19 protein-coding genes are annotated in these 20,053 nt (G+C 72.1%); 12 read left to right on the plus strand and 7 right to left on the minus strand.

What is annotated here, in order from left to right:
* Positions 1-27 precede the first annotated feature (27 nt).
* The 3 genes from ABT158_RS36770 to ABT158_RS36780 all read left to right on the plus strand — a co-directional run bounded on the left by ABT158_RS36770 (position 28) and on the right by ABT158_RS36780 (position 4,391).
* Positions 28-240 carry a hypothetical protein gene (locus ABT158_RS36770; protein ID WP_352361576.1) on the plus strand — a complete coding sequence of 71 codons (213 nt, stop codon included), beginning with the start codon at positions 28-30 and terminating at the stop codon, positions 238-240.
* Positions 241-326: 86 nt separating this feature from the next.
* Positions 327-3,203, plus strand: coding sequence for an ATP-binding protein (locus ABT158_RS36775; protein ID WP_352361578.1), 2,877 nt, complete (start codon positions 327-329; stop codon positions 3,201-3,203).
* A 171-nt stretch (positions 3,204-3,374) separates the two neighbouring features.
* The gene (locus tag ABT158_RS36780; RefSeq protein ID WP_352361580.1) at positions 3,375-4,391 is read left to right on the plus strand and encodes a fatty acid desaturase family protein; all 1,017 of its coding nucleotides are present in this window, start codon (positions 3,375-3,377) and stop codon (positions 4,389-4,391) included.
* A 3-nt stretch (positions 4,392-4,394) separates the two neighbouring features.
* Here the strand turns inward: ABT158_RS36780 and ABT158_RS36785 are convergent, their stop codons facing one another.
* Positions 4,395-4,610: a hypothetical protein gene (locus ABT158_RS36785; protein WP_352361582.1), complete on the minus strand. Its 216-nt coding sequence runs from the start codon at positions 4,608-4,610 to the stop codon at positions 4,395-4,397.
* Positions 4,611-4,657: 47 nt separating this feature from the next.
* Between ABT158_RS36785 and ABT158_RS36790 the strand changes: the two genes are divergently transcribed.
* From ABT158_RS36790 to ABT158_RS36805, 4 genes are all read left to right on the plus strand, one after another.
* The gene (locus ABT158_RS36790) at positions 4,658-5,779 is read left to right on the plus strand and encodes a sensor histidine kinase (RefSeq protein WP_352361584.1); all 1,122 of its coding nucleotides are present in this window, start codon (positions 4,658-4,660) and stop codon (positions 5,777-5,779) included.
* Positions 5,776-6,444 (plus strand): response regulator, encoded by a 669-nt coding sequence (locus tag ABT158_RS36795; protein ID WP_352361586.1) that lies wholly within the window; start codon positions 5,776-5,778, stop codon positions 6,442-6,444. The genes ABT158_RS36790 and ABT158_RS36795 overlap by 4 nt, the downstream gene beginning before the upstream one ends.
* A gap of 97 nt (positions 6,445-6,541) precedes the next feature.
* Complete coding sequence (locus tag ABT158_RS36800; RefSeq protein ID WP_352361588.1) at positions 6,542-7,792, plus strand: cytochrome ubiquinol oxidase subunit I; 1,251 nt, start codon at positions 6,542-6,544, stop codon at positions 7,790-7,792.
* A gap of 11 nt (positions 7,793-7,803) precedes the next feature.
* Positions 7,804-8,544 (plus strand): cytochrome d ubiquinol oxidase subunit II, encoded by a 741-nt coding sequence (locus ABT158_RS36805; RefSeq protein WP_352361590.1) that lies wholly within the window; start codon positions 7,804-7,806, stop codon positions 8,542-8,544.
* Between the two features lie 41 nt (positions 8,545-8,585).
* Here ABT158_RS36805 and ABT158_RS36810 read toward each other — a convergent pair whose 3' ends face one another.
* From ABT158_RS36810 to ABT158_RS36820, 3 genes are read right to left on the minus strand one after another with little or no spacing between them, the layout of a single operon-like run.
* On the minus strand, positions 8,586-10,337 hold the full coding sequence (locus ABT158_RS36810) for a bifunctional metallophosphatase/5'-nucleotidase (RefSeq protein ID WP_352361592.1): 1,752 nt from the start codon (positions 10,335-10,337) through the stop codon (positions 8,586-8,588).
* A gap of 25 nt (positions 10,338-10,362) precedes the next feature.
* Positions 10,363-11,136 (minus strand): alpha/beta fold hydrolase, encoded by a 774-nt coding sequence (locus tag ABT158_RS36815; RefSeq protein ID WP_352361594.1) that lies wholly within the window; start codon positions 11,134-11,136, stop codon positions 10,363-10,365.
* A gap of 8 nt (positions 11,137-11,144) precedes the next feature.
* Positions 11,145-11,867, minus strand: coding sequence for an SDR family NAD(P)-dependent oxidoreductase (locus tag ABT158_RS36820; protein WP_352361596.1), 723 nt, complete (start codon positions 11,865-11,867; stop codon positions 11,145-11,147).
* 67 nt (positions 11,868-11,934) lie between these two features.
* On the opposite strand from ABT158_RS36820, the gene ABT158_RS36825 reads away from it, so the two are divergent.
* Positions 11,935-12,567 carry a TetR/AcrR family transcriptional regulator gene (locus ABT158_RS36825; RefSeq protein WP_352361598.1) on the plus strand — a complete coding sequence of 211 codons (633 nt, stop codon included), beginning with the start codon at positions 11,935-11,937 and terminating at the stop codon, positions 12,565-12,567.
* Positions 12,568-12,586: 19 nt separating this feature from the next.
* Here ABT158_RS36825 and ABT158_RS36830 read toward each other — a convergent pair whose 3' ends face one another.
* Entirely contained in the window at positions 12,587-14,251 is a 1,665-nt protein-coding gene (locus tag ABT158_RS36830) for an alpha-amylase family protein (RefSeq protein WP_352361601.1), read from the minus strand.
* Between the two features lie 160 nt (positions 14,252-14,411).
* On the opposite strand from ABT158_RS36830, the gene ABT158_RS36835 reads away from it, so the two are divergent.
* Positions 14,412-14,873 (plus strand): MarR family winged helix-turn-helix transcriptional regulator, encoded by a 462-nt coding sequence (locus tag ABT158_RS36835; RefSeq protein WP_352361603.1) that lies wholly within the window; start codon positions 14,412-14,414, stop codon positions 14,871-14,873.
* Between the two features lie 13 nt (positions 14,874-14,886).
* Here ABT158_RS36835 and ABT158_RS36840 read toward each other — a convergent pair whose 3' ends face one another.
* On the minus strand, positions 14,887-15,999 hold the full coding sequence (locus ABT158_RS36840) for an NAD(P)/FAD-dependent oxidoreductase (protein WP_352361605.1): 1,113 nt from the start codon (positions 15,997-15,999) through the stop codon (positions 14,887-14,889).
* A 167-nt stretch (positions 16,000-16,166) separates the two neighbouring features.
* Here ABT158_RS36840 and ABT158_RS36845 point away from each other — a divergent pair, with 167 nt between their 5' ends.
* The 3 genes from ABT158_RS36845 to ABT158_RS36855 all read left to right on the plus strand — a co-directional run bounded on the left by ABT158_RS36845 (position 16,167) and on the right by ABT158_RS36855 (position 19,070).
* Positions 16,167-16,574, plus strand: coding sequence for an SgcJ/EcaC family oxidoreductase (locus ABT158_RS36845; RefSeq protein WP_352361607.1), 408 nt, complete (start codon positions 16,167-16,169; stop codon positions 16,572-16,574).
* Between the two features lie 35 nt (positions 16,575-16,609).
* Entirely contained in the window at positions 16,610-17,587 is a 978-nt protein-coding gene (locus tag ABT158_RS36850; RefSeq protein ID WP_352361609.1) for a sigma-70 family RNA polymerase sigma factor, read from the plus strand.
* 85 nt (positions 17,588-17,672) lie between these two features.
* The gene (locus ABT158_RS36855) at positions 17,673-19,070 is read left to right on the plus strand and encodes an MFS transporter (protein WP_352361611.1); all 1,398 of its coding nucleotides are present in this window, start codon (positions 17,673-17,675) and stop codon (positions 19,068-19,070) included.
* Here ABT158_RS36855 and ABT158_RS36860 read toward each other — a convergent pair.
* Positions 19,036-20,019, minus strand: a complete 984-nt coding sequence (locus ABT158_RS36860; protein WP_352361613.1) for an aldo/keto reductase — start codon at positions 20,017-20,019, stop codon at positions 19,036-19,038. The genes ABT158_RS36855 and ABT158_RS36860 overlap by 35 nt on opposite strands.
* Positions 20,020-20,053 lie beyond the last annotated feature (34 nt).

The raw sequence follows: 20,053 nt of genomic DNA on the forward strand, positions 1-20,053 counted from the left end.
GAAGCCGACTTCGTCCGAGGAGATCCGTTGAGAGACAACCTCGACCTCGCCGCGAGCGCCCAGCAGCTGGCCGACGCCGCCCCGACGGGATCGATCGACCGTGCCGCGGCCTCGTCCGTGGCCATCACCTTGGCCACGACGCGTGACATCGCCGACGCGCGGCAGGCCCTCGACGGGTTGACCCCGGAGGAGGTGCGCCAGGCGGCGCTCACCCTCTTCGACCAGCTCTCGGAGAGCTGAGCTCACTGCTCCGGGCTGCTCTGACCGGGTGAAGGCGGACGGCCCGCCGGGAATCCGGCATGGCCGCATGCCCGTACGGTGGAGGCATGCGGATCGGGGTCCTGGGGCCGCTCCAGGTGGCTGGGGCCGAGATCGGCGGCGCCCGGGTGCGGGCCCTGTTCGTCCGGCTGGCGCTCGACCCGGGCCGGGTCGTAACCGCCGACCGGCTGATCGACGACCTGTGGCCCGGCGAGCCGCCCGCCCATCCGGCCGCGGCGCTCCAGTCGCTGGTGTCGCGGGCCCGCAGGCAGGCGCCCGGGCTGATCTCCTCGCACCCGGCCGGCTACCTGCTGGACGTGCCGCCCGGCGAGGTGGACGCGTCGGCGTTCGAGCACCTGGTGCGGGCCGGCGACCCGCGTGGCGCGCTGGCGTTGTGGCGCGGGCCCGCGCTGGCGGACGCGGCCGGGCTGGCGTTCGCCGCCGCGCCCGCGGCCCGGCTGGAGGAACTGCGCCTCACGGCCCTGGCCGCCGCGATCACCGCCGACCTGACCACCGAATCCGCGTCCGAGGGGTCGCGAGGTGGACGGGACGGCGGGCCGGGGGTCGTGGCCGAGCTGGAGGAGCTGGTCGCGGCGCACCCGCTGCGGGAGCCGTTCCACGCCCTGCTCATGCGGGCGCTGGTGGCGCGCGGGCGGCGCGGCGAGGCGCTGGAGGTCTTCGCGCGGATCAGGGCCGACCTGGCCGACGAGCTGGGCGTCGATCCCGGCCCCGAGCTGCGTGCGGCCCACATGGCGGCGTTGCGCGACCCGGCTCCCGCGCCGAGGGGCAACCTGCCCGCCCGGCTGACCGGTTTCGTCGGCCGGGCCGGCGACGTCGCCCGGCTGCACGCCCTGCTGGGCGGCCGGGACGAGCGGCTGGTCACGCTGGTCGGCCCCGGCGGCGTGGGCAAGACCCGCCTGGCGCTGGAGGCGGCCCGCGGCCTCGACGTGCCCGACGGCGTGTGGCTGGTCGAGCTGGCCTCCGCCACGGGGGTGCGGGCCGCGGTCGAGAGCGTGCTGCGGACGACCGACGTGGTCCGGGCGCTGCGCGGCACGTCGCCGCTCATCGTGCTGGACAACTGCGAGCACGTCGTGGAGGAGGCCGCCACGGTCGCGCGGTGGCTGCTGTCGGAGGTCGCCGGGCTGCGCGTCCTGGCCACCAGCAGGGAGCCGCTCGACATCCCCGGCGAGGTGCTGCATCCCGTCCCGCCGCTGCCCGAGGCCGCGGAGCTGTTCCTGGCGCGGGCCGCGGCGGCCAGGCCCGGCCTGGAGGTGAGCGCGGCCGACGCCGAGCGCGTCTGCCGGGAGCTCGACGGCATCCCGCTGGCGATCGAGCTGGCCGCCGCCCGGCTGCGCACGATGCCGGTGTCCGTGCTGGTCCGGCAGCTCGGCGACCGGCTGGCCTTCCGCGGGGGGGGTACGTCCGAGCCGCGCCATCGTACGTTGCGCGACGTGATCGACTGGAGCTGGAACCTGCTGTCGGCGCCCGAGCGCGAGCTGCTGCGCGGGCTGACGGTCTTCTCCGGCGGCGCGACGTACGAGGCCGTCGCGGAGGTGTGCGGCGGCGACCCGGACGATCTCGCCTCGCTCGTGGACAAGTCGCTCGTCTCGGTCTCCGGCGAGCGTTACTCGATGCTGGCCACCATCAGGCAGTACGCCGCCGCCGACCTGCCCGCCCTCCGGCAGGCCCACGCCCGCTACTACACCCGGCTGGCCGAGACCGCCGACCCCCTCCTGCGTACCGGCGAGCAGCTCGCCTGGCTGGAGGCGCTGGACGCCGAGCAGGACAACCTCGACGCCGCGCTGCGCCACTCCGACGACCCGCTCAGGCTGATCCTGCCCCGGTTCTGGCCCTGGATCATGCGCGGACGGCGGCGCGAGATGAGCGAGCGGGCGGCGGCCGTGCTGCGCCGGGTCGGGGACGTGCCGCCGCCGGGACGCGAGCTGGCGCACGGGCTGTGCCGGGTGCTCACGGGCGGCGAGCCGACCCCGGCGGTGCTCGACTCCGACCATCCCGCCGCGCTGAACTTCTGGGCCATGAGCGGCGCGCAGCGCCCGCCCGCCGACGTCGTCGAGCTCGCCGAGGACGTCGTCGAGCGCCTGCGCGACTCCCCCGACCTGTGGACGCGCTCGGCCGCGCTGCTGGTCGGCGGCATCGTCCGGTTCGAGTACGGCACGGTCGCCGGCGCGCGGGACCTGCTCGGCCCGGCGCTCGACGGCTTCCGCCGCACCGGCGACCGCTGGGGCCAGTGGGCCTGCCTCTACTGGTTGTCGCTGGTCGCCGAGAACCGGGGCGACTTCGCCGCCGCGCTCGCCCTCGCCGAGGAGCCGGGACGCCTGGCCGCGGAGCCGCCGTGGCTGGACGCGCCGTTCGGCCCGATGACGTTCCTGCTCCGGCTCGGGCAGCTCAAGGCGCGGGCGGGCGACCACGAGGGGGCCGCCGCCACGCTGGCGGAGGCGTGGCGGTCGGCGCTGCGGGCCGAGGACGCGGCGACCCAGGCCAGGGTCCTGCACGCCCGCGCCGAGCTGGCCCGGCGCACCGGTGACCGGTCGGCGGCGGCCCGGCTGCTCGACCGCGCGCTGACCCTGGACGACGGCGACGGGCCCGCGCAGTTCAGGGCGTTCATGCAGGTCGAGCTGGCCCGCGTGGCGGAGCCTGGGCCGCCGCTGCGCACGGCGCTGGAGCTGATGGAGACCTGCGGCGACCGGACGGCCCGCGCGACCGTGCTGGAAGGCGTGGCCGAGCACCTGCCGCCCCGGCCGGCGGCCGAATTGCTGGGCGCGGCCCGCGCGCTGCGCGGCGTCGCCGACTCCGCCGACCCCGCCGTGGTGGCCCTGGACGGACGGTGCCGCTCCGCCCTCGGCCCCGACGCCTTCCACGAGGCTCTGACCAGCGGATCGGCGCTGCCGGACCCGGAGCGGCACGCATTGTCCCTGCTCGGCTGAGCCCGTCGCGTACGCGGCATGCGCCGCCGCACCATATGGTCGGGGAAGAGGCCACGGAAACCGACGACGAACCCCTTCTCCGCCGCTCCCGGACGAGCATGGAACACCTTCCGGTTTCGCGGCGGATACGCCAGGGTTGTGGCAACTTTCCACCGCAATGTGAGGAGATCTGTGGCCAGTCCAAGTGTGGTCGACACCCGGGGCAGTGACTTCGCCCGACTAGCCCGCCGAATCTCTGACGCCGGTCTCCTCGACCGGCGTCCGGTCTATTACGCCGTGCGGCTGGCCATCGTGGTCGCCGCGTACCTCGGCTGCTGGGCGTTGTTCGCCTGGGTGGGCGACTCGTGGTGGCAACTGCTCGTCGCGGTCGCGCTGGCCGTGGTCTTCGCGCAGATCGGCTTCGTCTCCCACGACCTCGGCCACCGCCAGGTGTTCAGGAAGCGGCGGCCGAGCGACGTGACGGGTCTCCTGCTGGGGAACCTCGGCATCGGCCTGGGCTGGGGATGGTGGACCAGCAAGCACAACCGCCACCACGCCAACCCCAACCACGAGGACCACGACCCGGACGTCTCACCCGCGGTGATCGTCTGGTCGGACGATCAGGTGGCGCGGAGCACGGGCCTGCCGCGGGCCCTCGCGAGGTACCAGGCGTTCCTGTTCTTCCCGCTGCTCACCCTTGAGGCCTGGCACCTGCACATCGCCAGCTTCAAGGCGCTGCTCGCGCCGGCGGCCAAGCGGCCGTGGGCGGAGCTGGCGCTGCTGACCGCCCACTTCGTGCTCTACTTCGGCGCGGTCTTCGCCGTGCTGCCGTTCGGCAAGGCGCTGGTGTTCCTGGCCGTGCATCAGGGGCTGTTCGGCCTCTACCTGGGCTCCACGTTCGCGCCCAACCACAAGGGCATGCCCGTCCTGACCAAGGACGACAAGCTGGACTTCCTCCGCAAGCAGGTGCTGACCTCCCGCAACGTCAGGGGCGGCCTGTTCACCGACGTGGCGCTCGGCCAGCTCAACTACCAGATCGAGCACCACCTGTTCCCGAACATGCCCGCGCCCAACCTGCGCAAGGCGCAGCCCATCGTCGAGAGCTACTGCGCCGAGGTCGGCGTCAGCTACCTGCAGACCGGGCTCGTCGCCTCCTACGGCCAGGCCCTGCGCCATCTGCACGAGGTGGGCGCTCCGCTGCGCCGCTGAGCCTCAGCCCTCCGCCTCGACCCGCCTCTCCAGATCGGCACGGCGCCGTTCGAGGTCGGCGATCAGCTCGGACTGCTCGTCGGCCTGGGCGATCATGGCCGCGGTCTCGATCTGGTCGGTCGCGCCCATGGTGCCCACCTGGTCGCGCACGTCCTGGTTCTCCGCCTTCAGCCGGGCCAGGTCCTCTTCGACCTGCCGGAGCTCATCCTTGGTACTCATCTCGGTCAACTACCCCATGACTCGCACGACCATACAAAATGGAGCACATGCGTAGATTGTCGGCGAGCACCGCGGTGTCCCTCGCGGTGGTCGCCGTCGCGCTCGCCGGCACCCTGGTCGCCGGGCTCAGGAGCGACCAGGCTCCCAGCGTGCTCGACGTGGTGCTGCCGATCGTGTCGTGCGGCGCGCTGATGTTGCGGCGGCGCCTTCCCGTCACGTCGCTGATCGTGGTCGTCGTGTCGGTGTCCGCCTACTATCCGCTCGCCCGGTTCGACGGGCCGCTGGTCGTGCTGGTGTTCGTGGCCCTCTACACCGCCGCCGACCAGGGACGGCTGGCCGCCGCGATCGCCACCGGGGCCGCCGTGCTGCTGGCGATGGGGTTCGGCGAGGCCCACGGGTCCAGGCACGTGGACGACGGCATGTTCGGCGCGATCACCGGCTGGGTGGTGGCCGCCATCGCGTTCGGCGGGGTCACCAGGAACCGCCGGGCGTACCTGCTGGAGGCGCAGCAGCGCGCGCTGGACGCCGAGCACTCCAAGGAGGAGGAGGCCAGGCGGCGCGAGAGCGAGGAACGGCTGCGCATCGCCAGGGAGCTGCACGACGTGCTCGGGCACAACATCTCCATGATCAACGTGCAGGCTTCGGCCGCGCTGCACGGGCTGGCCAGGCGTCCCGAGAAGGCCGAGGCCGCGCTGCGGACCATCAAGGAGACCAGCAAGGAGACGCTGCGCGAGCTGCGCACCACGCTGGGAGTGCTGCGCCAGGTGGACGAGGACGTCCCGACCAGGCCCGCGGACAGCCTGGCGCGGCTGCCGGACCTGGTCGCGGCGTCGGGGCTGGAGGTGGCCGTCGAGCCGTCCGGGCCCCTGGACGCCGTGCCGACCGAGGTCGACCTGGCCGCCGCCCGCATCATCAGGGAGTCGCTGACCAACGTCGCCCGCCATTCCGGCACGACGAAGGCCACCCTCTCGGTCAGCAACTCCTCAGGCAACATCCTGATCCGGGTCGAGGACGACGGCCCGGGCGCCACGTACACCGAAGGCAGCGGCTTCGGCCTGCAGGGCATGCGCGAGCGCGCCGCCGCGCTCGGCGGTGACCTGGAGGCCGGTCCGCGCCCCGAGGGCGGCTTCCGCGTCGTCGCCCGCCTGCCACTGAACGGAGTCCGATGATCCGCGTACTGCTCGCCGACGACCAGACCCTGGTCCGCGCCGGCTTCCGGTCGATACTCTCCGACGAGGACGACATCGAGGTCGTCGGCGAGGCCGGCACCGGCGCGGCGGCCGTGGCGGGCGCCCACGAGCACCGGCCCGACGTGGTGCTCATGGACATCCGCATGCCCGAGCTCGACGGCCTGGAGGCCACCCGGCGCATCGCCGGCGACCCGCGGCTCGACGGCGTCAAGGTCATCATCCTGACCACCTTCGACCTGGACGACTACGTCTACGGCGCGCTGCGCGCGGGCGCGGGCGGGTTCCTGGTCAAGGACACCGAGCCGGCCGAGCTGATCCACGCGGTCCGGGTCGTGGCCAGGGGCGACGCGCTGATCTCGCCGTCGGTGACGCGGCGGCTGATCGCGGAGTTCGCCGGCCGGGTCAAGCGGCCGGAGCCGGGACCCGAGCTCAACGCGCTCACCGAGCGCGAGCGGGAGGTCATGGGCCTGGTGGCGGCCGGGCTGTCCAACGACGAGATCGCCGCCCGGCTCGTGCTCAGCCCCGCCACGGCGAAGACGCACGTCAGCCGCATCATGACCAAGCTCGGCGTGCGCGACAGGGCCCAGCTCGTGGTGGTCGCGTACGAGGCCGGGATGATCACGCCGGGCTGGCTTACAACCTGAGTCGTACGACTTCAGTGATCTTCGGCCCGGGGTTGTACGCCGGATTGCAGACCGGAGGCTGACGCGCCGGAGCAGGCCGTGACGCCAAGCTCTCGGCATGGACACCGTCGACCTCGCCCGGCTGCAGTTCGCGTTCACCGCGGGCGCGCACTTCCTCTTCGTCGCGCTGACGCTCGGCCTGGCGACGCTGGTGGCCGTCGTCCAGACCCGGGCCACGTTCAGCGGCCACCCCGTCCACCTGCGGATGACGAGGTTCTGGGGGCAGCTCTACCTCATCAACTACGCCATGGGCATCGTCACCGGGCTGGTCATGGAGTTCCAGCTCGGCCTGTCGTGGAGCGGGCTGACCGACTACGCGGGCAACGTCTTCGGCGCCTCGCTGGCGATCGAGACGCTGGTGGCCTTCTTCGTCGAGGCGACGTTCCTGGGCCTGTGGATCTTCGGCTGGAACCGGCTGAACCGCTGGGCGCACCTGGCGCTGATCTGGGTCGTCACGCTCACCGCGTACGCGTCGGCGTTCTGGATCATGATCTCCAACGGCTTCCTGCAGAACCCGGTCGGCCACGCCGTCGAGGGCGGCAAACTCCGGCTCACCGACTTCGGGGCGCTGATCGCCAACCCGGCCGCGCAGATCGCGTTCGGGCACGTCATGGGCGGCGCGTTGATCGTCGGCGGGTTCTTCATGGCCGGGGTGAGCGCCTACCACCTGCGTAGACGCACGGCCGAGCACGACCTGTTCAGGAAGTCGCTCCGGATCGGCGTCGGCGTCGCGCTGCCGGCCTCGTTCGTCACGGTGACGTTCGGCGGGCTCGGGTTCCAGACCCTCCAGCCGTCCAAGCTGGCGGCCTGGACGGGCCAGGCCGAGCGGCTGGCCGCCGTGCAGGCGGACATGACGGCCAGGTTCGGGCCGGGCGACTACCTGCCGCCGACCGGCTGGGTGCAGGGGGCCGGCATCACGATGATGATCCTCTGGCTGGTGATGACCGTCGTGGCGGGGCTGAGCCTGCTGCTGATGTTCTTCCGGCCGGTCGTGCGCGGCTTCCGGGCCTGGCACTGGCTGCTGACGCTGATGATCCCCGTGCCGTTCGTCACCATGCTCGCCGGGTGGATCTTCCGCGAGGTGGGGCGCCAGCCGTGGGTGGTCTACGGGCTGCTGCGCACGTCCGAGGCCATGTCGCCGGTGACGGCGGGCGAGATGCGGCTGTCGCTGACGGCGTTCGTGTCGGTGTTCGCGGTGCTGATCGCGGTCAACTACTGGCTGCTGGCCAGGGCGGCCAGACGCGGGCCCGGCGCGGTCGCGCTCGGCGCCCTTCCGGCCGAGACGCCCGTCCCCGTCCCCGCGTTCTGAAGGAGCCGATCATGGAGATCTTCGTCCTGGCCTTCTTCGCCCTCGGCTACCTCGTGCTCGGCGGGGCCGACATCGGGGTCGGCATGGCGCTGCCGTACCTCGGGCGGTCGGCGGGCGAGCGGCGCGAGGTGATCGCCGCGATCGCGCCGTTCTTCCTCGGCAACGAGGTGTGGCTGGTGGCCGCGGCCGGCGTGCTCGCGGGGCTCTTCCCCGACCTGGAGGGCCACCTCCTGAGCGGCAACTACGCGGTGGTCGTCGCGCTGCTCGTCTCCTGGGTGGTCAGGGACATGGGCCTGTGGCTGCGCGGGCGGGTGCCCGGGGCGCGCTGGCAGGCGTTCTGGGACGGCGCGATCGTGGCCGGGAGCTGGGGGCTCGCGCTGAGCTGGGGGCTGCTGCTGGCCGAGGTGCTGCTCGGCATCCAGGGGCCGCTCGTGCTGCTGGCCGCGCTGGTGGTGGCGGCGCTGTTCGCGGTGCACGGGCTGGCGTTCGCGGCGCTGCGGCTGCGCGGGTCGTTGCGGGAGCGGGCCGGGGTGTTGTCCGGCGAGGCGGGCGAGGGCCGCACCTACGCGCTGACGGCCGGTGCGCTGCTGGTGGTCGGGGTGCTGGCCGGGCTGCGGCTGCCGCTGGTGGCGGGGTCGTCGGGGGCGCTGCTGGCGCCGGTGATCCTCGTCCTGATCCCGCTGCTGGTGGCCTCGCAGGGGTGGGTGTGGTGGACGTTCCGGCACCGGGTGAGCGGCCCGTCGTACCTGTGACCAGGCGGGTGACCCTGGTGGAGCACCCGCCTGGCGTCGGGTCAGAACAGCGGAGCGCCGTCGCGGGTCAGCCGCCAGTTGGCGGAGGCGAAGTCGGCGGGGTTGATCGTGCCCTTGGCGGTGGCGTACTCGATCAGCGCCTGGCGGATCTCCACCTGCGCGTTGTACAGCACGGGAGCGGTGGTGACGTGCGGGAAGCCGCCGCCGCCCGACTGGCGGTAGTTGTTGATCGCGACCACGAACTCCTTGCCGGCCGGGATCGGCGCGCCCTCGAAGGTGAGGTTGGCGATGCGCTGCCCGGCGGGCTTGGCCACGTCGATGTCGTAGGAGACGCCCGAGAGCTGGTCGTAGTTGTAGTCCGGGGTGTTGCCGGCGTTGGTCAGCTTGGTGACGTCCACCGGGTCGCCCGGGTTGAGCTGGTTGAAGTACCGGGCCGAGTACTCCAGGTAGTCCTTGATCTGGGCGCCGGTCAGCTTGATCGCCAGCAGCGTGTTGTCGTAGACGTAGAGCCCGGCCACGTCCCTGACCCGCACGTCACCGGCGGGGAAGACGGCGGTGCGGCTGAACGGCGCGGCGATCGACAACACCGGCAGCGTGTTGCCCGGCAGGGCGGCCTTCACCGTCTCGGTCTGCACCTGCTGGATGTAGTCGAGGATCGGCGTGTCCTTGTACGGCGACTCGGCCGCCGACAGCTCCTCGGCCGACTTGGCGACGACCTTGTTGACGTAGCCGACCGTGGTGTCGTGCTGCGGCTTGAGCAGCGAGACGATCTTCGGGTCCTCCGTCACCGTGTTGGTGTTGAGCGTCGCCGAGCTCTTGCCGGTGACGACCCACTTCCCGCGCTGCTTGGTGAGGGTGAAGTCGAGCCGCGACAGGCGCTGGCCCCACTTGCCCGGCTCGGTGAGCAGCACCTGCTGCCCGGTGGCCTTGTTGGTCACGAAGCGCTGGGCGACCTCGTTGTGCGCGTGCCCGAACAGCACCGCGTCGATCCCCGGCACCTGCTCGGCGACCATCGCCGAGGCGTTCTCCACGGGCAGGTCGGTGCCGTAGGAGGACATGCCGCTGTCGCCGGCGTGCGCGGTCACCACGACCACGTCCGCGCCGAGGCCGCGGATGACCGGCACCCACTTCCTGGCCGACTCGACCAGGTCGGTGAAGCGCAGCTTGCCCTCGACGTTCGCCTTGTCCCAGATGGCCACGCCGGGGTTGGTCAGGCCGAGCACGCCGACCTTGATCGGCTTGTCGCCCTTGACCTTCATGGTCTTGATCACGAACGGCCGGTACGCCGGCAGCCCGCTCCCGGCGTGCACGGCGTTGGCGCCCAGCACCGGCGCCCGCATCTGCCTGATCCAGGTGGCCAGCAGCGGCAGACCGTAGTTGAACTCGTGGTTCCCGAGGGTGACGGCGTCGTAGCCGATGGCGTTCATGGCCTTGGCCATCGGGTGGGTCTGCCCGGTCTCGGTGATCGGCTCGACCTTGGCGTAGTAGTAGGCCAGGGGCGTGCCCTGGATCGTGTCACCCGAGTCGAACAGCAGCGTGTGGTCCGCCCCGCGCTCGGCCCTGACCTTGTTGACCAGCGACGACACCTGGGCCAGGCCGATGGTGTTGCCCTGCTTGTCGGCGTAGGCGGCGTCCTTGAAGTAGTCCCAGTTGAGGGCGTTGCTGTGGATGTCCGACGTCCCCATCACGGTGACGGTGACGCTCTTGTCCCCGCTCGCGTGGGCGGGGAGCGCCACCAGGGCCAGCGCGGTCAGCGCGGCGGCCCCTGTGGCGGCGAGCTTCTTGGTCTGCATGTGCCTGGAGGGTAACCAGGACAAATTACTCGTTGGTTACGAAATCGCGGATCAAGGCTGTCACCTCTTCGGGACGTTCGTGTAGCACCACATGCCCGCTGTCCAGCTCGGCGTAACGGCTGCCGGGCAGCGCGGCGTGCAGCGCGCGGGCGTGCCCGACCGGCACAAGGTGGTCCTGCGTGCAGCCGATCACCAGCGTGGGCGCGGTGATGCTCGGGAGCAGGTCCCTGATGTCGGTCCTGAGGTCCAGCTCGATCTGGCGTACCGTGCCGGGGGGCGGGTCGCCGGCCATCGCCGCCTTCAGGCCGTCCTCGCCCAGGCCGCTCACGAAGGCCGGGCTGTAGCCGACCAGCGGGGCGTACGCCGCGAAGCTCTCGGGGTCGGTGTCCGCCAGCCGGGCCCAGGTGCGCAGGCCGAGCCGGAGCCGGGGGTCGCCGGCGTGCGTCCAGCCCGCGATGAGCACCAGCCGCCTGACCAGCTCGGGATGCCGGGCGGCGACCCCCGCCGCCACCATCGCGCCCAGCGAGAAGCCGACCAGGTCGGCCGGGCCGCCCTCGGGGAAGGCCGCCGCGACCTGCTCGATCAGCAGGTCGAGGGTGAGGTCGCCGCCGGGGTCGGTGGTCTCGCCGCTGCCCGCGTAGTCGGGGGTGATCACCGTGCGGATGTCGGTGAAGTTCTGGACGAGGTGGCCGTAGTTGCTGGCGGCGTCGCCGCCGGTGCCGTGCACCATGACCAGGCCGGGGCCGCTGCCCGCCCGGTTGAAGTGCACGTGTCCGCCGTCGTGCATGACTGTGGGCATGGGGGCTCCTAGAGGTTTCCGCCGCCGGTGGCGTCGAGGGTGGTGCCGGTGATGAAGCTCGACGCGGGCGAGGCGGCGAACGCGACCACGTCCGCGATCTCGCCGGGCTCGCCGATGCGGTTGAGCGCGTGCCTGCTCGCCGCGTACGCGCGGGCCCCGGGGTCGCTCAGCCAGCCCGCGTTGACGTCGGTGTCGATGATGCCGGGCGCGACGTTGTTGACCGTGATGCCGCGCGGCCCCAGTTCCTTGGCCAGGGCCAGCGTGAACACCTGCACCGCGCCCTTGGTCATCGCGTACGCGATGCCCTCGGGGTAGGCGATGCGGGCCGCGCCGGAGGTGATGTTCACGATGCGGCCGCCGTCGGGGATCAGCGGCAGCACCTGCCGGGTGAGGAAGAACAGGCCCTTGACGTTGACCGCGAACAGCCGGTCGTAGCCCTCCTCCGTCTCCTGCGCGAGCGGCTTGGACAGGCCGATGCCGGCGTTGTTGACCAGCACGTCGAGCACGTCGGTCTCCTCGGCCACCCGGCGGGCGAGCCGCTCGGCCTCCTCGGGCACGCCCAGGTCGGCCCGCACGGCCACGGCGTTCGCGCCGATCAGCCCGACGACCTCCTCGGCCGCGGCGGCGTCCCTGGCGTAGTTCACGATCACGCGGAACCCGTCCTTGGCCAGGCGCAGCGCGATGGCCCGGCCGATGCCCCTGCCGGCGCCCGTCACCAGGGCAGTCCTCATCGCTCGAATCCTTTCTTTAGCGATCGATACAGAAACCATAACATAGCGATCGCTATAGAATGAGGGCATGGCGAGGCAGCGGGCATTCGACAGGGACGCGGCACTGGAGAGCGCGCTGCGCGCGTTCTGGGAGCACGGCTACGAGGCGACCTCGATCGCGGCGCTGACCGCCGCCATGGGCATCAGGCCCCCCAGCCTGTACGCGGCCTTCGGCGACAAACGGCGGCTGTTCGAGGAGGCGGTGCGCCGCTACCAGCTCACCCACGGCGCGTTCACCACCAGGGCGCTCGCCGAGGAGCCCACCGGCCGCCAGGCCGTCGAACGCGTGCTGCGCGAGTCGGCCGCCGAGTACACGAACGCGGCCCACCCGCCCGGCTGCCTGATCATCACCGCCGCGGTCAACTGCGGGCCGGAGTCCGCCGACGTGGAGGAGTTGCTGCGCGGGTTCAGGGAGGCGGCGAAGGCGGCGATCAGAAAGCGCGTGGACGACGACGTGGCGGCCGGCCGGCTGGCCCCCGGCACCGACACCGAAGCCCTGGCCACCTTCTTCGCGTCGGTGATCCAGGGCATGTCCACGCAGTCCCGCGACGGCGCCTCCCACGCCGTCCTGGTGGGGGTCGCCGAACTCGCCATGGCGGCCTACCCGCCGCCCCCGCCCCGCCCTGACGGCCGCGCGGCCGTCCGGCACACCAAGCCCTGACCCGCGCGGCCGTCCGGACTTATTGCGACATGACGCCCGCGTCCTCCGGGGGCAGTTCGGGGGGCGAGGCGCGCAGCCAGCGGCAGCCGTGCGGGCCCAGCGCGAGCTTGGCCGTGCCGTCGGCCGACACCTTGATCGTGCCGTCCACCAGCAGGTCCGTGAGGTCGCAGTTCTCCAGGCCGTCCAGCCGCAGCTCGACGTCCTTGGCCGTGTCGCACAGGTTGTGGGCGACCACGACCGTCGCGCCGTCGGCGTCGCAGCGGTGCGAGAAGATCGCGTCGTCGCCGGTGTCCAGCACCGTGTACTGCCCCCACGCCAGCTCAGGGCACTCTCGGTAGCGCTCGATGAGGAGCTGGAACCAGCGCAGCAGCGAGTCGGTGTCACGTTTCTGGTCGGCCACGTTGACCCGGTCGGGCGCGAACGAGCCCTCGGGGATCTCGCGGACCGTCTCCTCCTTCTGGCTGAAGCCGCCGTCCTCGGACCACTGCATGGGGATGCGGACGGCCATCCGCCCCTCCTCGTCCAGGTTCTCCCCCATGCCGATCTCCTCGCCGTAGAAGATCACGGGGGTGCCGGGAAGGGAGAACAGCAGGCTGTAGGCCATCTTGATGCGCCGCAGGTCGCCGCCGAACATCGTGGGCAGCCGCCGCCGCAGCCCGCGGCCGAAGATCTGCATGTCCTTACGGGGGCCGAACGCCTCGAAGATCTCCTGGCGTTCCTCGTCGGTGAGCTTGTCGAGGGTGAGTTCGTCGTGGTTGCGGAGGAACATCGCCCATTGACAGTCCTTGGGGGCCCGGGGGCGTTCCCGCAGGGCGTCCATCAGGGGGCGGGCGTTGTTACGGGCGAAGGAGAGCCAGCTGTTCTGCATGCCGATGAAATCGAAGCACATGGTGATCTGGTCACCGAGCCCTTCACCGAAGTACCGCAGTAACTCCTTGTAGGGCAGGTTGACCTCGCCCAGCAGGATCGAGCCGCCCTTGCGCCTGGTCATGAAGGCCCGCAGGTCGGCCAGGAACTCGTGCGGGTTGGCCAGCTTGGGGTTGACGTTCTCGATGAGGAACGGCACCGCGTCCACCCGGAAGCCCGACAGGCCGAGCTCCATCCAGAAGCCGAGGATGCGGGTGATCTCGTCCCTGACCTCGGGGTTGCCGACGTTCAGGTCCGGCTGGTGACGATAGAAGCTGTGCAGGTAGTACTGGCCGCTGCCCTCGTCGTACTGCCAGATGGAGTCCTCCTTGTCGGGGAAGACCACCTGTTTCGGGTCATCGGGCTCGGGGGTGTCGGACCAGACGTACCAGTCGCGCATCGGCGAGTCCTTGCTCCTGCGCGACTCCTTGAACCAGGGGTGCTGGTCCGAGGTGTGGTTGACGACCAGGTCCGCGATCACCCGCAGGCCCCGGTCGTTGGCGGTCCGCATGAACTCCACGAAGTCGCCCAGGGTCCCCAGCCGGGGATCGATGCTGTAGAAGTCGGTGATGTCGTAACCGTCGTCCCGGTTGGGGGTGGGGAAGAACGGCATCAACCAGAGGCAGGTCACGCCGAGGCCCGCGAGGTAGTCGATCTGCTGGGTCAAGCCGCGGAAGTCGCCCACGCCGTCGCCGTTACCGTCCTTGAACGTCTCCACGTCCAGGCAGTACACGACGGCGTTTTTCCACCAGACGTCGGAGGTGTACGTCAGTCGCATGGCGGGCCTGCTACCCACCCGGCCAGAAGAAATGTCCTTTTGGTGGTTTGCGTCCGGTTCTAATCCCGTGACCTCGGGCTACCAGGGCATCGCCGAACCCAAGCGGCCGTGCGGATCCCGCACGAATAGTTCGGCAGCCGAACCGATGTAGGCTGATCTCATGGCCAAGCCCGAGGAGCAGCTGGGAGTCGTCTCCGCCCTGGTGCGCTCGACCTTCCTGGTCAACGCCGTCTACGCCGAGTCCGCCCGCGCGTACGGACTGACCTCCCAGCAGGGCCAGCTCCTGTGCGTGCTGATGGCCCAGCCGTACGGGATGAGCGAGCTGGGCTCGATGTTGCGCCTGGCCAAGTCGAGCCTCACCGAGCTGGTCGACCGCACCGCGCAGCGCGGCATGGTGCGCCGCGAGCCCAACCCGGCCGACCGGCGCGCCGTCCAGGTCACGCTGACCGAGGAGGGCGCCAAGCTCGCCGACGAGTTCTACACCGAGGCGTGCCGGCGCATCGACGAGCTGCCGTCGGGGCTCGACGAGGCCGAGCGCGCCACGCTCGCCGACCTGCTCTCCCGCCTGGTGCGGGACAACAACGCCCCCACGGTCTTCATCGAGCGCGCCGACACCCCCTGACCGCCGCCCGCGGTCACACCCCGGCCGGCGCCGGCTCGCCGGCGACCCCGAACAGCTCCGCGAACCGTCCGGTGAACAGGTCCCGGCCCTTGTAGTCGGCCACCGACCCGGCCGGCAGCACGATCGGCCCCTCGGGCGAGGGCAGCTGGCCGACGCCCCCTTCGGCCCCCAGCGGCAGCAGCACGAACGGCAGCGGCGAGGGCCGGTACACCGACGAGGGCCGCTCGCCGCGCAGCTGGGCGACGATGTTCGCGGCCACGACCTCGGCGTGCTGCATCGCGTTCCCGGCCATCTTGGCCTCGGCCAGGTCGGTGATGTCGCCGATCGCGTAGACATGCTCGTGGCCCTCGACGTTGAGCCGTTCGGTCACCCGTACGTGGCCGCGGGGCGTGCGCGCGTCGCCGAGGTCGCCGTCGAGGTAGCCGGTCCGGACGCGCACGCCGTACGCGCGGAACCAGATGTCGGCCGACAGCTCCCCCGCCGTGGACCCGACGGTGAACGGCTCGGCCCGCCCCGGCCCGACGGGCGGCTCGGCGTCCAGCGTGGTGCCGAGCAGCAGCTCCACCCCCAGCTCGGCGAGCTGGCTGCGCAGGTCGGCGCGCACCTGCGGCTCGAACGCCGGCAGCAGCTCCGTGCCGTGATCGACGATCGTGACCCGCTTGTCCGGCCACACCGCCTTGATCTCCCCGGCCAGCTCCAGCCCGACCGGCCCGGCCCCGGCGATCAGCACCCGCCCGGCCCGCGCGAGCTCCCCGTGGACGGCGTGGATGCGCTCCCGCGCCTGCCCGGCCAGGTCGTCCTCGAACTTGAACGGGAAGGGGTACCCCGACCCGGTGGCCAGCACGAGGAAGTCGGCCTCCACCCGTTCCCCGGACGCCAGCAGCACACCCCGCGAATCCACCGAGACCGCCCGCTCCCGGACGATCCGGCCACGCCGCATCAACCGGTCGTAGGGAAAGAACATCTTCCCGGCCCATTCCGGCCGGGCGAGGGCCCGCATGGACGCGGCGTTCTGGACAAAGGCGTCCTTGGGCTCGACGAGCACGACGTCCGCGTGCTCGTCCAGCGCCTTGGCGGCCGCCGCGCCGCCGTAACCACCACCGATGATCGCCACAGTACGGCTCATGGTGCACATCTCCCGTCGGAACCACAGCTTGTTCGTATTACGAACCATAATAGTTCGTAACCCGAACCGCAACCGCCCGAAAAGTTCTCCGCCCCGGCGCGATGAGTTCCGGCGGCCCCGCCGGTACGTATCCGTGAACCTGTCACCAGCGATGAGGAGAGACAGCCATGACCGAGACCCGAGAGCACGACGTGGCCGCCATCAAGAGCGTCCTTGAGCGCCTCTACCAGGCATGGGCCGACGGCGACGCCGACGCCTTCGTCACCGGCTACACCGAGGACGCCACCGCGATCATGCCCGGCAGCGTGCGCCGGTCGAGGGAGGAGGTGCGCCGGAAGATGGCCGAGGGCTTCGCGTCCTACCTCAAGGGCAGCACGACCGCCGACCGGCTGGAGAGCATCCGCTTCCTGGGCGAGAGCGCCGCGATCGCGGTGAGCGAGACCGGCGTCCTGTTCCCCGGCGAGACCGAGGTCCCCGCCGAGCGTATGGTGTACGCGACCTGGGTGCTGGAGAAGCGGGACGGCGCCTGGCTGCTCGCGGCCTACCACAACAGCCCGGCCGTCGTGGCAGGCTGACGTACCCGTAGGCGGGCGGAAGGCAGGGCGAGGGCGTGGACGCGGTGACGCCGGGACAAGAGGGCTTCGATCGCCGGATCGAGCCGTTCCGCAAGGAGCTGCTGGCGTACTGCTACCGGATGCTCGGCTCGCCCCATGACGCCGAGGACCTGGTCCAGGAGACGTACCTGCGGGCGTGGCGGGCGCGGGAGCAGTACGACGGCACCCGCAGCTCCCTGCGCACCTGGCTCTACCGGATCGCGACCAATGCCTGCCTGACGGCCCTGGAGGTCCGCGGACGCCGGCCGCTGCCGTCGGGGCTGGTGGCCGCGTCCGACCCGCTCGCGCCGCTCGTCCAGGGGGAGAACCTGGCCTGGCTCCAGCCCCTGCCGGACTCGATGCTGGACGCGGGCGACCCGGCCGGTGCCGTGGTCGAGCGCAGCGGCCTGCGCCTGGCGTTCGCCGCCGCCCTGCAGCACCTGTCGGCGCGCCAGCGCGGCGCGCTGATCCTGCGGGACGTGCTGAGCTTCTCCGCGTCGGAGTCGGCGGAGATCCTCGGCACCACCGTCGTGTCGGTGAACAGCTCCCTGCAGCGGGCGCGCGCCCGGGTGAAAGAGGCCGGCGTCCGGCGCGAACCGCTCGGCGAGCCGCCGCTGGCCGAGCAGCGCGCCTGGGTCGACCGCTACATGCGCGCCTTCGAGCGCGCCGACGTCGAGGAGCTCAAACGGCTGCTCACCGAGGACGTCGTCATGGAGATGCCGCCGATGCTCAACTGGTTCGCCGGGCGCGGCAACTACGGCCTGTTCATGCACTGGGTCTTCGAGGCGGCCGGCACCGACTGGCGGCTGGCGACGATCACGGCCAACGGCCAGCCGGGGTTCGGCGCCTTCCGGCGCGCCGGCGACCGGTACGAGCCCCACACGCTGCAGATCTTCACCGTCACCGCCGAGGGCATCAGCCGGAACTCGGTGTTCCAGGGGGCCGAGATCTTCGCGGCCTTCGGCCTGGCCGCCGGATTCGACGCGCCCCGATGACCCCGGCGGGCCCGCAAGTTTCTTCAAGACCGGGCAGGGGCGGACGGCCGATGCTGGGCGGGTGATTTCTCCCGTTCCTACCCTGGTGACCGGCGTGCGTCGCGGCCCGATGCTCGCCGTGTTGCTCACCGGTCAGGTCATGGCCTCCATGGACGGCTCGATCGTATCGGTCGCCGCGCAGACCATCCGCCAGGACCTCCACGCCGGCGGCACGGCGATCCAGCTCGTCGTGTCGGGCTACCTGCTGACCGTCGGCGTGCTCCTGGTCACCTGCGCGCGCATCGGCGACCTCGTCGGGCAGCGGCGCGCGTTCCTGCTCGGGCTGGGCTGGTTCACCGCCGCCTCGCTGTTGTGCGGGCTGGCGCCCGACGTGGGCGTGCTGGTGCTCGCGCGCGTCGCGCAGGCCGTCGGGGCGGCGCTGCTCACCCCGCAGATCTTCGCGCTCATCCAGACGCACTGGCAGGGCGACGCCCGCCGCCGGGCGATCGGCCTGTACAGCATGGTGCTCGCCCTGGGCGTGGCGCTGGGGCAGGTCGTCGGCGGGCTGGTGGTCAGCGCCGACCTCCTGGGCCTGTCCTGGCGGCCGGTGTTCCTGATCAACATCCCGATCGGCGTGATCGCGCTGGCCGTGGGGCCGCGCCTGCTGCCGCCCTCGCCCGGGAACGCGCAGGCGCGCCTCGACCCGGGCGGCGTGGCGATCCTGACCGCGGCCATGGCCGCGATCACCGTCCCGCTGATCTTCGGCCCCGACCTCGGCCGGCCGCTGTGGATGTGGATCTCGCTGGCCTGCGGCGCCGCGCTGTCGGTGGTGTTCGTCCGGCACGAGGCCAGGGCCCGGCACCCGCTGCTCGACCTGGCCTCGGTACGGCCGCGCGGGGTGCGGCCGGGGCTGGCGGCGTGCTGGATCGTCATGGGCTGTTACACCGTCTTCCTGCTCACCCTCACGCTGCACCTCCAGACCGCGCTGGGGTTCTCGCCACTGTGGGCGGGGCTGGCCTTCGTCCCGTACGCGCTGGGGTTCGGCGCGCTCAGCCTGAGCTGGACCCGGTATCCGCGGGGACTGCAGCGGGTCCTGCCGGTCGCGGGTCCGGTCGCCTTCGCCGCCGGGGCGGCCCTGCCGGCGCTGCTGTGCGGGGACGAGTGGCGGCCGGTCGTGGCCGTCCCGCTGCTGCTCCTGGCCGGGGCCGGGCACGCCGCCGGGTACAGCCCGCTGATCGCGCGCGTCACCACGCTGGTCGAGCCGCGGCTGGCCTCGGCGATCTCGGCGCTGAACGCCACCGGGCCGGTGCTGGCCGGGGTGACCGCCGTCGCCGGGCTCGGCAGCGTCTACTTCGCCGCGCCGTCCTCGGCCGACGGCCTGCTGCGGGTCGTCGCCGCGGTCGCCGTGCTGCTCGTGGGCGCGGCCCTGTGCGCCGTCCGGGCGACGCCGGGGAGCGGCGACCCGGCGTTCACAGCAGGGTCCCGCCGGACACGTCGAACCTGACCAGCGCCTCGTCGATCCTGGTCAGGGTGTCCGGGTGCAGGGTGAGGTCGGCGGCGGCCAGGTTCTCCTCGATGTGGGCGGGGGTGCGGCTGCCCGGGATCGCCACGACGTGCTCGTCCTGGTGCAGCAGCCAGGACAGGGCCAGCTGGGCGGGGGTGATGCCGAGGTTGGCGGCCAGGGTGCGGATGGGGGCGTACCTGTCGTTGTTGCCGGCCAGGTTCTCCGCCGAGAACCGGGGCGCGTTGTGGCGGAAGTCGCCTTCCGCCAGCCGCTGGACCGTGCCGGTCAGGAAGCCGTTGCCCAGCGGGCTCCAGGCCACCAGGCCGACGCCGAGCTCGCGGGCCGCGGCCAGCAGGTCCGGCTCCACCGGCCGCCACATCGACCACTCGTTCTGCACGGCCGTCACCGGATGGACCGCGTGCGCGGCCCTGAGCTGCGCCGCCGTCACGTTGGACAGGCCGATGTGCCTGATCAGCCCGTCGCGCACCAGGTCCGCCATCGCGCCGACCGTCTCCTCCAGCGGGACGCCGGGGTCCGGGTAGTGCAGGTAGTACAGGTCGATCACGTCGGTGTCCAGGTTGCGCAGGCTGCGTTCGGCGTAGCGGCGGACCAGGCGCGGGTCGGCGTTCACGCGCAGCTCGTTGAACGCGTACCCGACCGGGTACGGGCGGCTCGGCTCGCCTTCGGGGATCGCCAGGCCGAACTTGGTGGCCACCACGACCTCGTCGCGGGGGCGGCCCTTGAGCGCGCGGCCGACCAGGCGCTCGTTGTGGCCGTCCACCCCGTAGGCGTCGCTGGTGTCGATGTGGCCGGCGCCGCCGTCGAGAGCCGCCCGCAACGCCTTCTCGGCACGGGTGTCGTCGATGTCGCCGTACACACCGGGCGAGAGCACCATCGCGCCGAAACCGAGCGCGGGGACCTGCAGTGTTCCGAGTTCGCGTGTCTTCATGACGATGATCGTGCCGCCGGTGGGCGCCCGGCGT

The organism is Nonomuraea sp. NPDC001636, assembly GCF_040298265.1.
In the GTDB taxonomy this organism is placed as follows: Bacteria; Actinomycetota; Actinomycetes; order Streptosporangiales; family Streptosporangiaceae; genus Nonomuraea.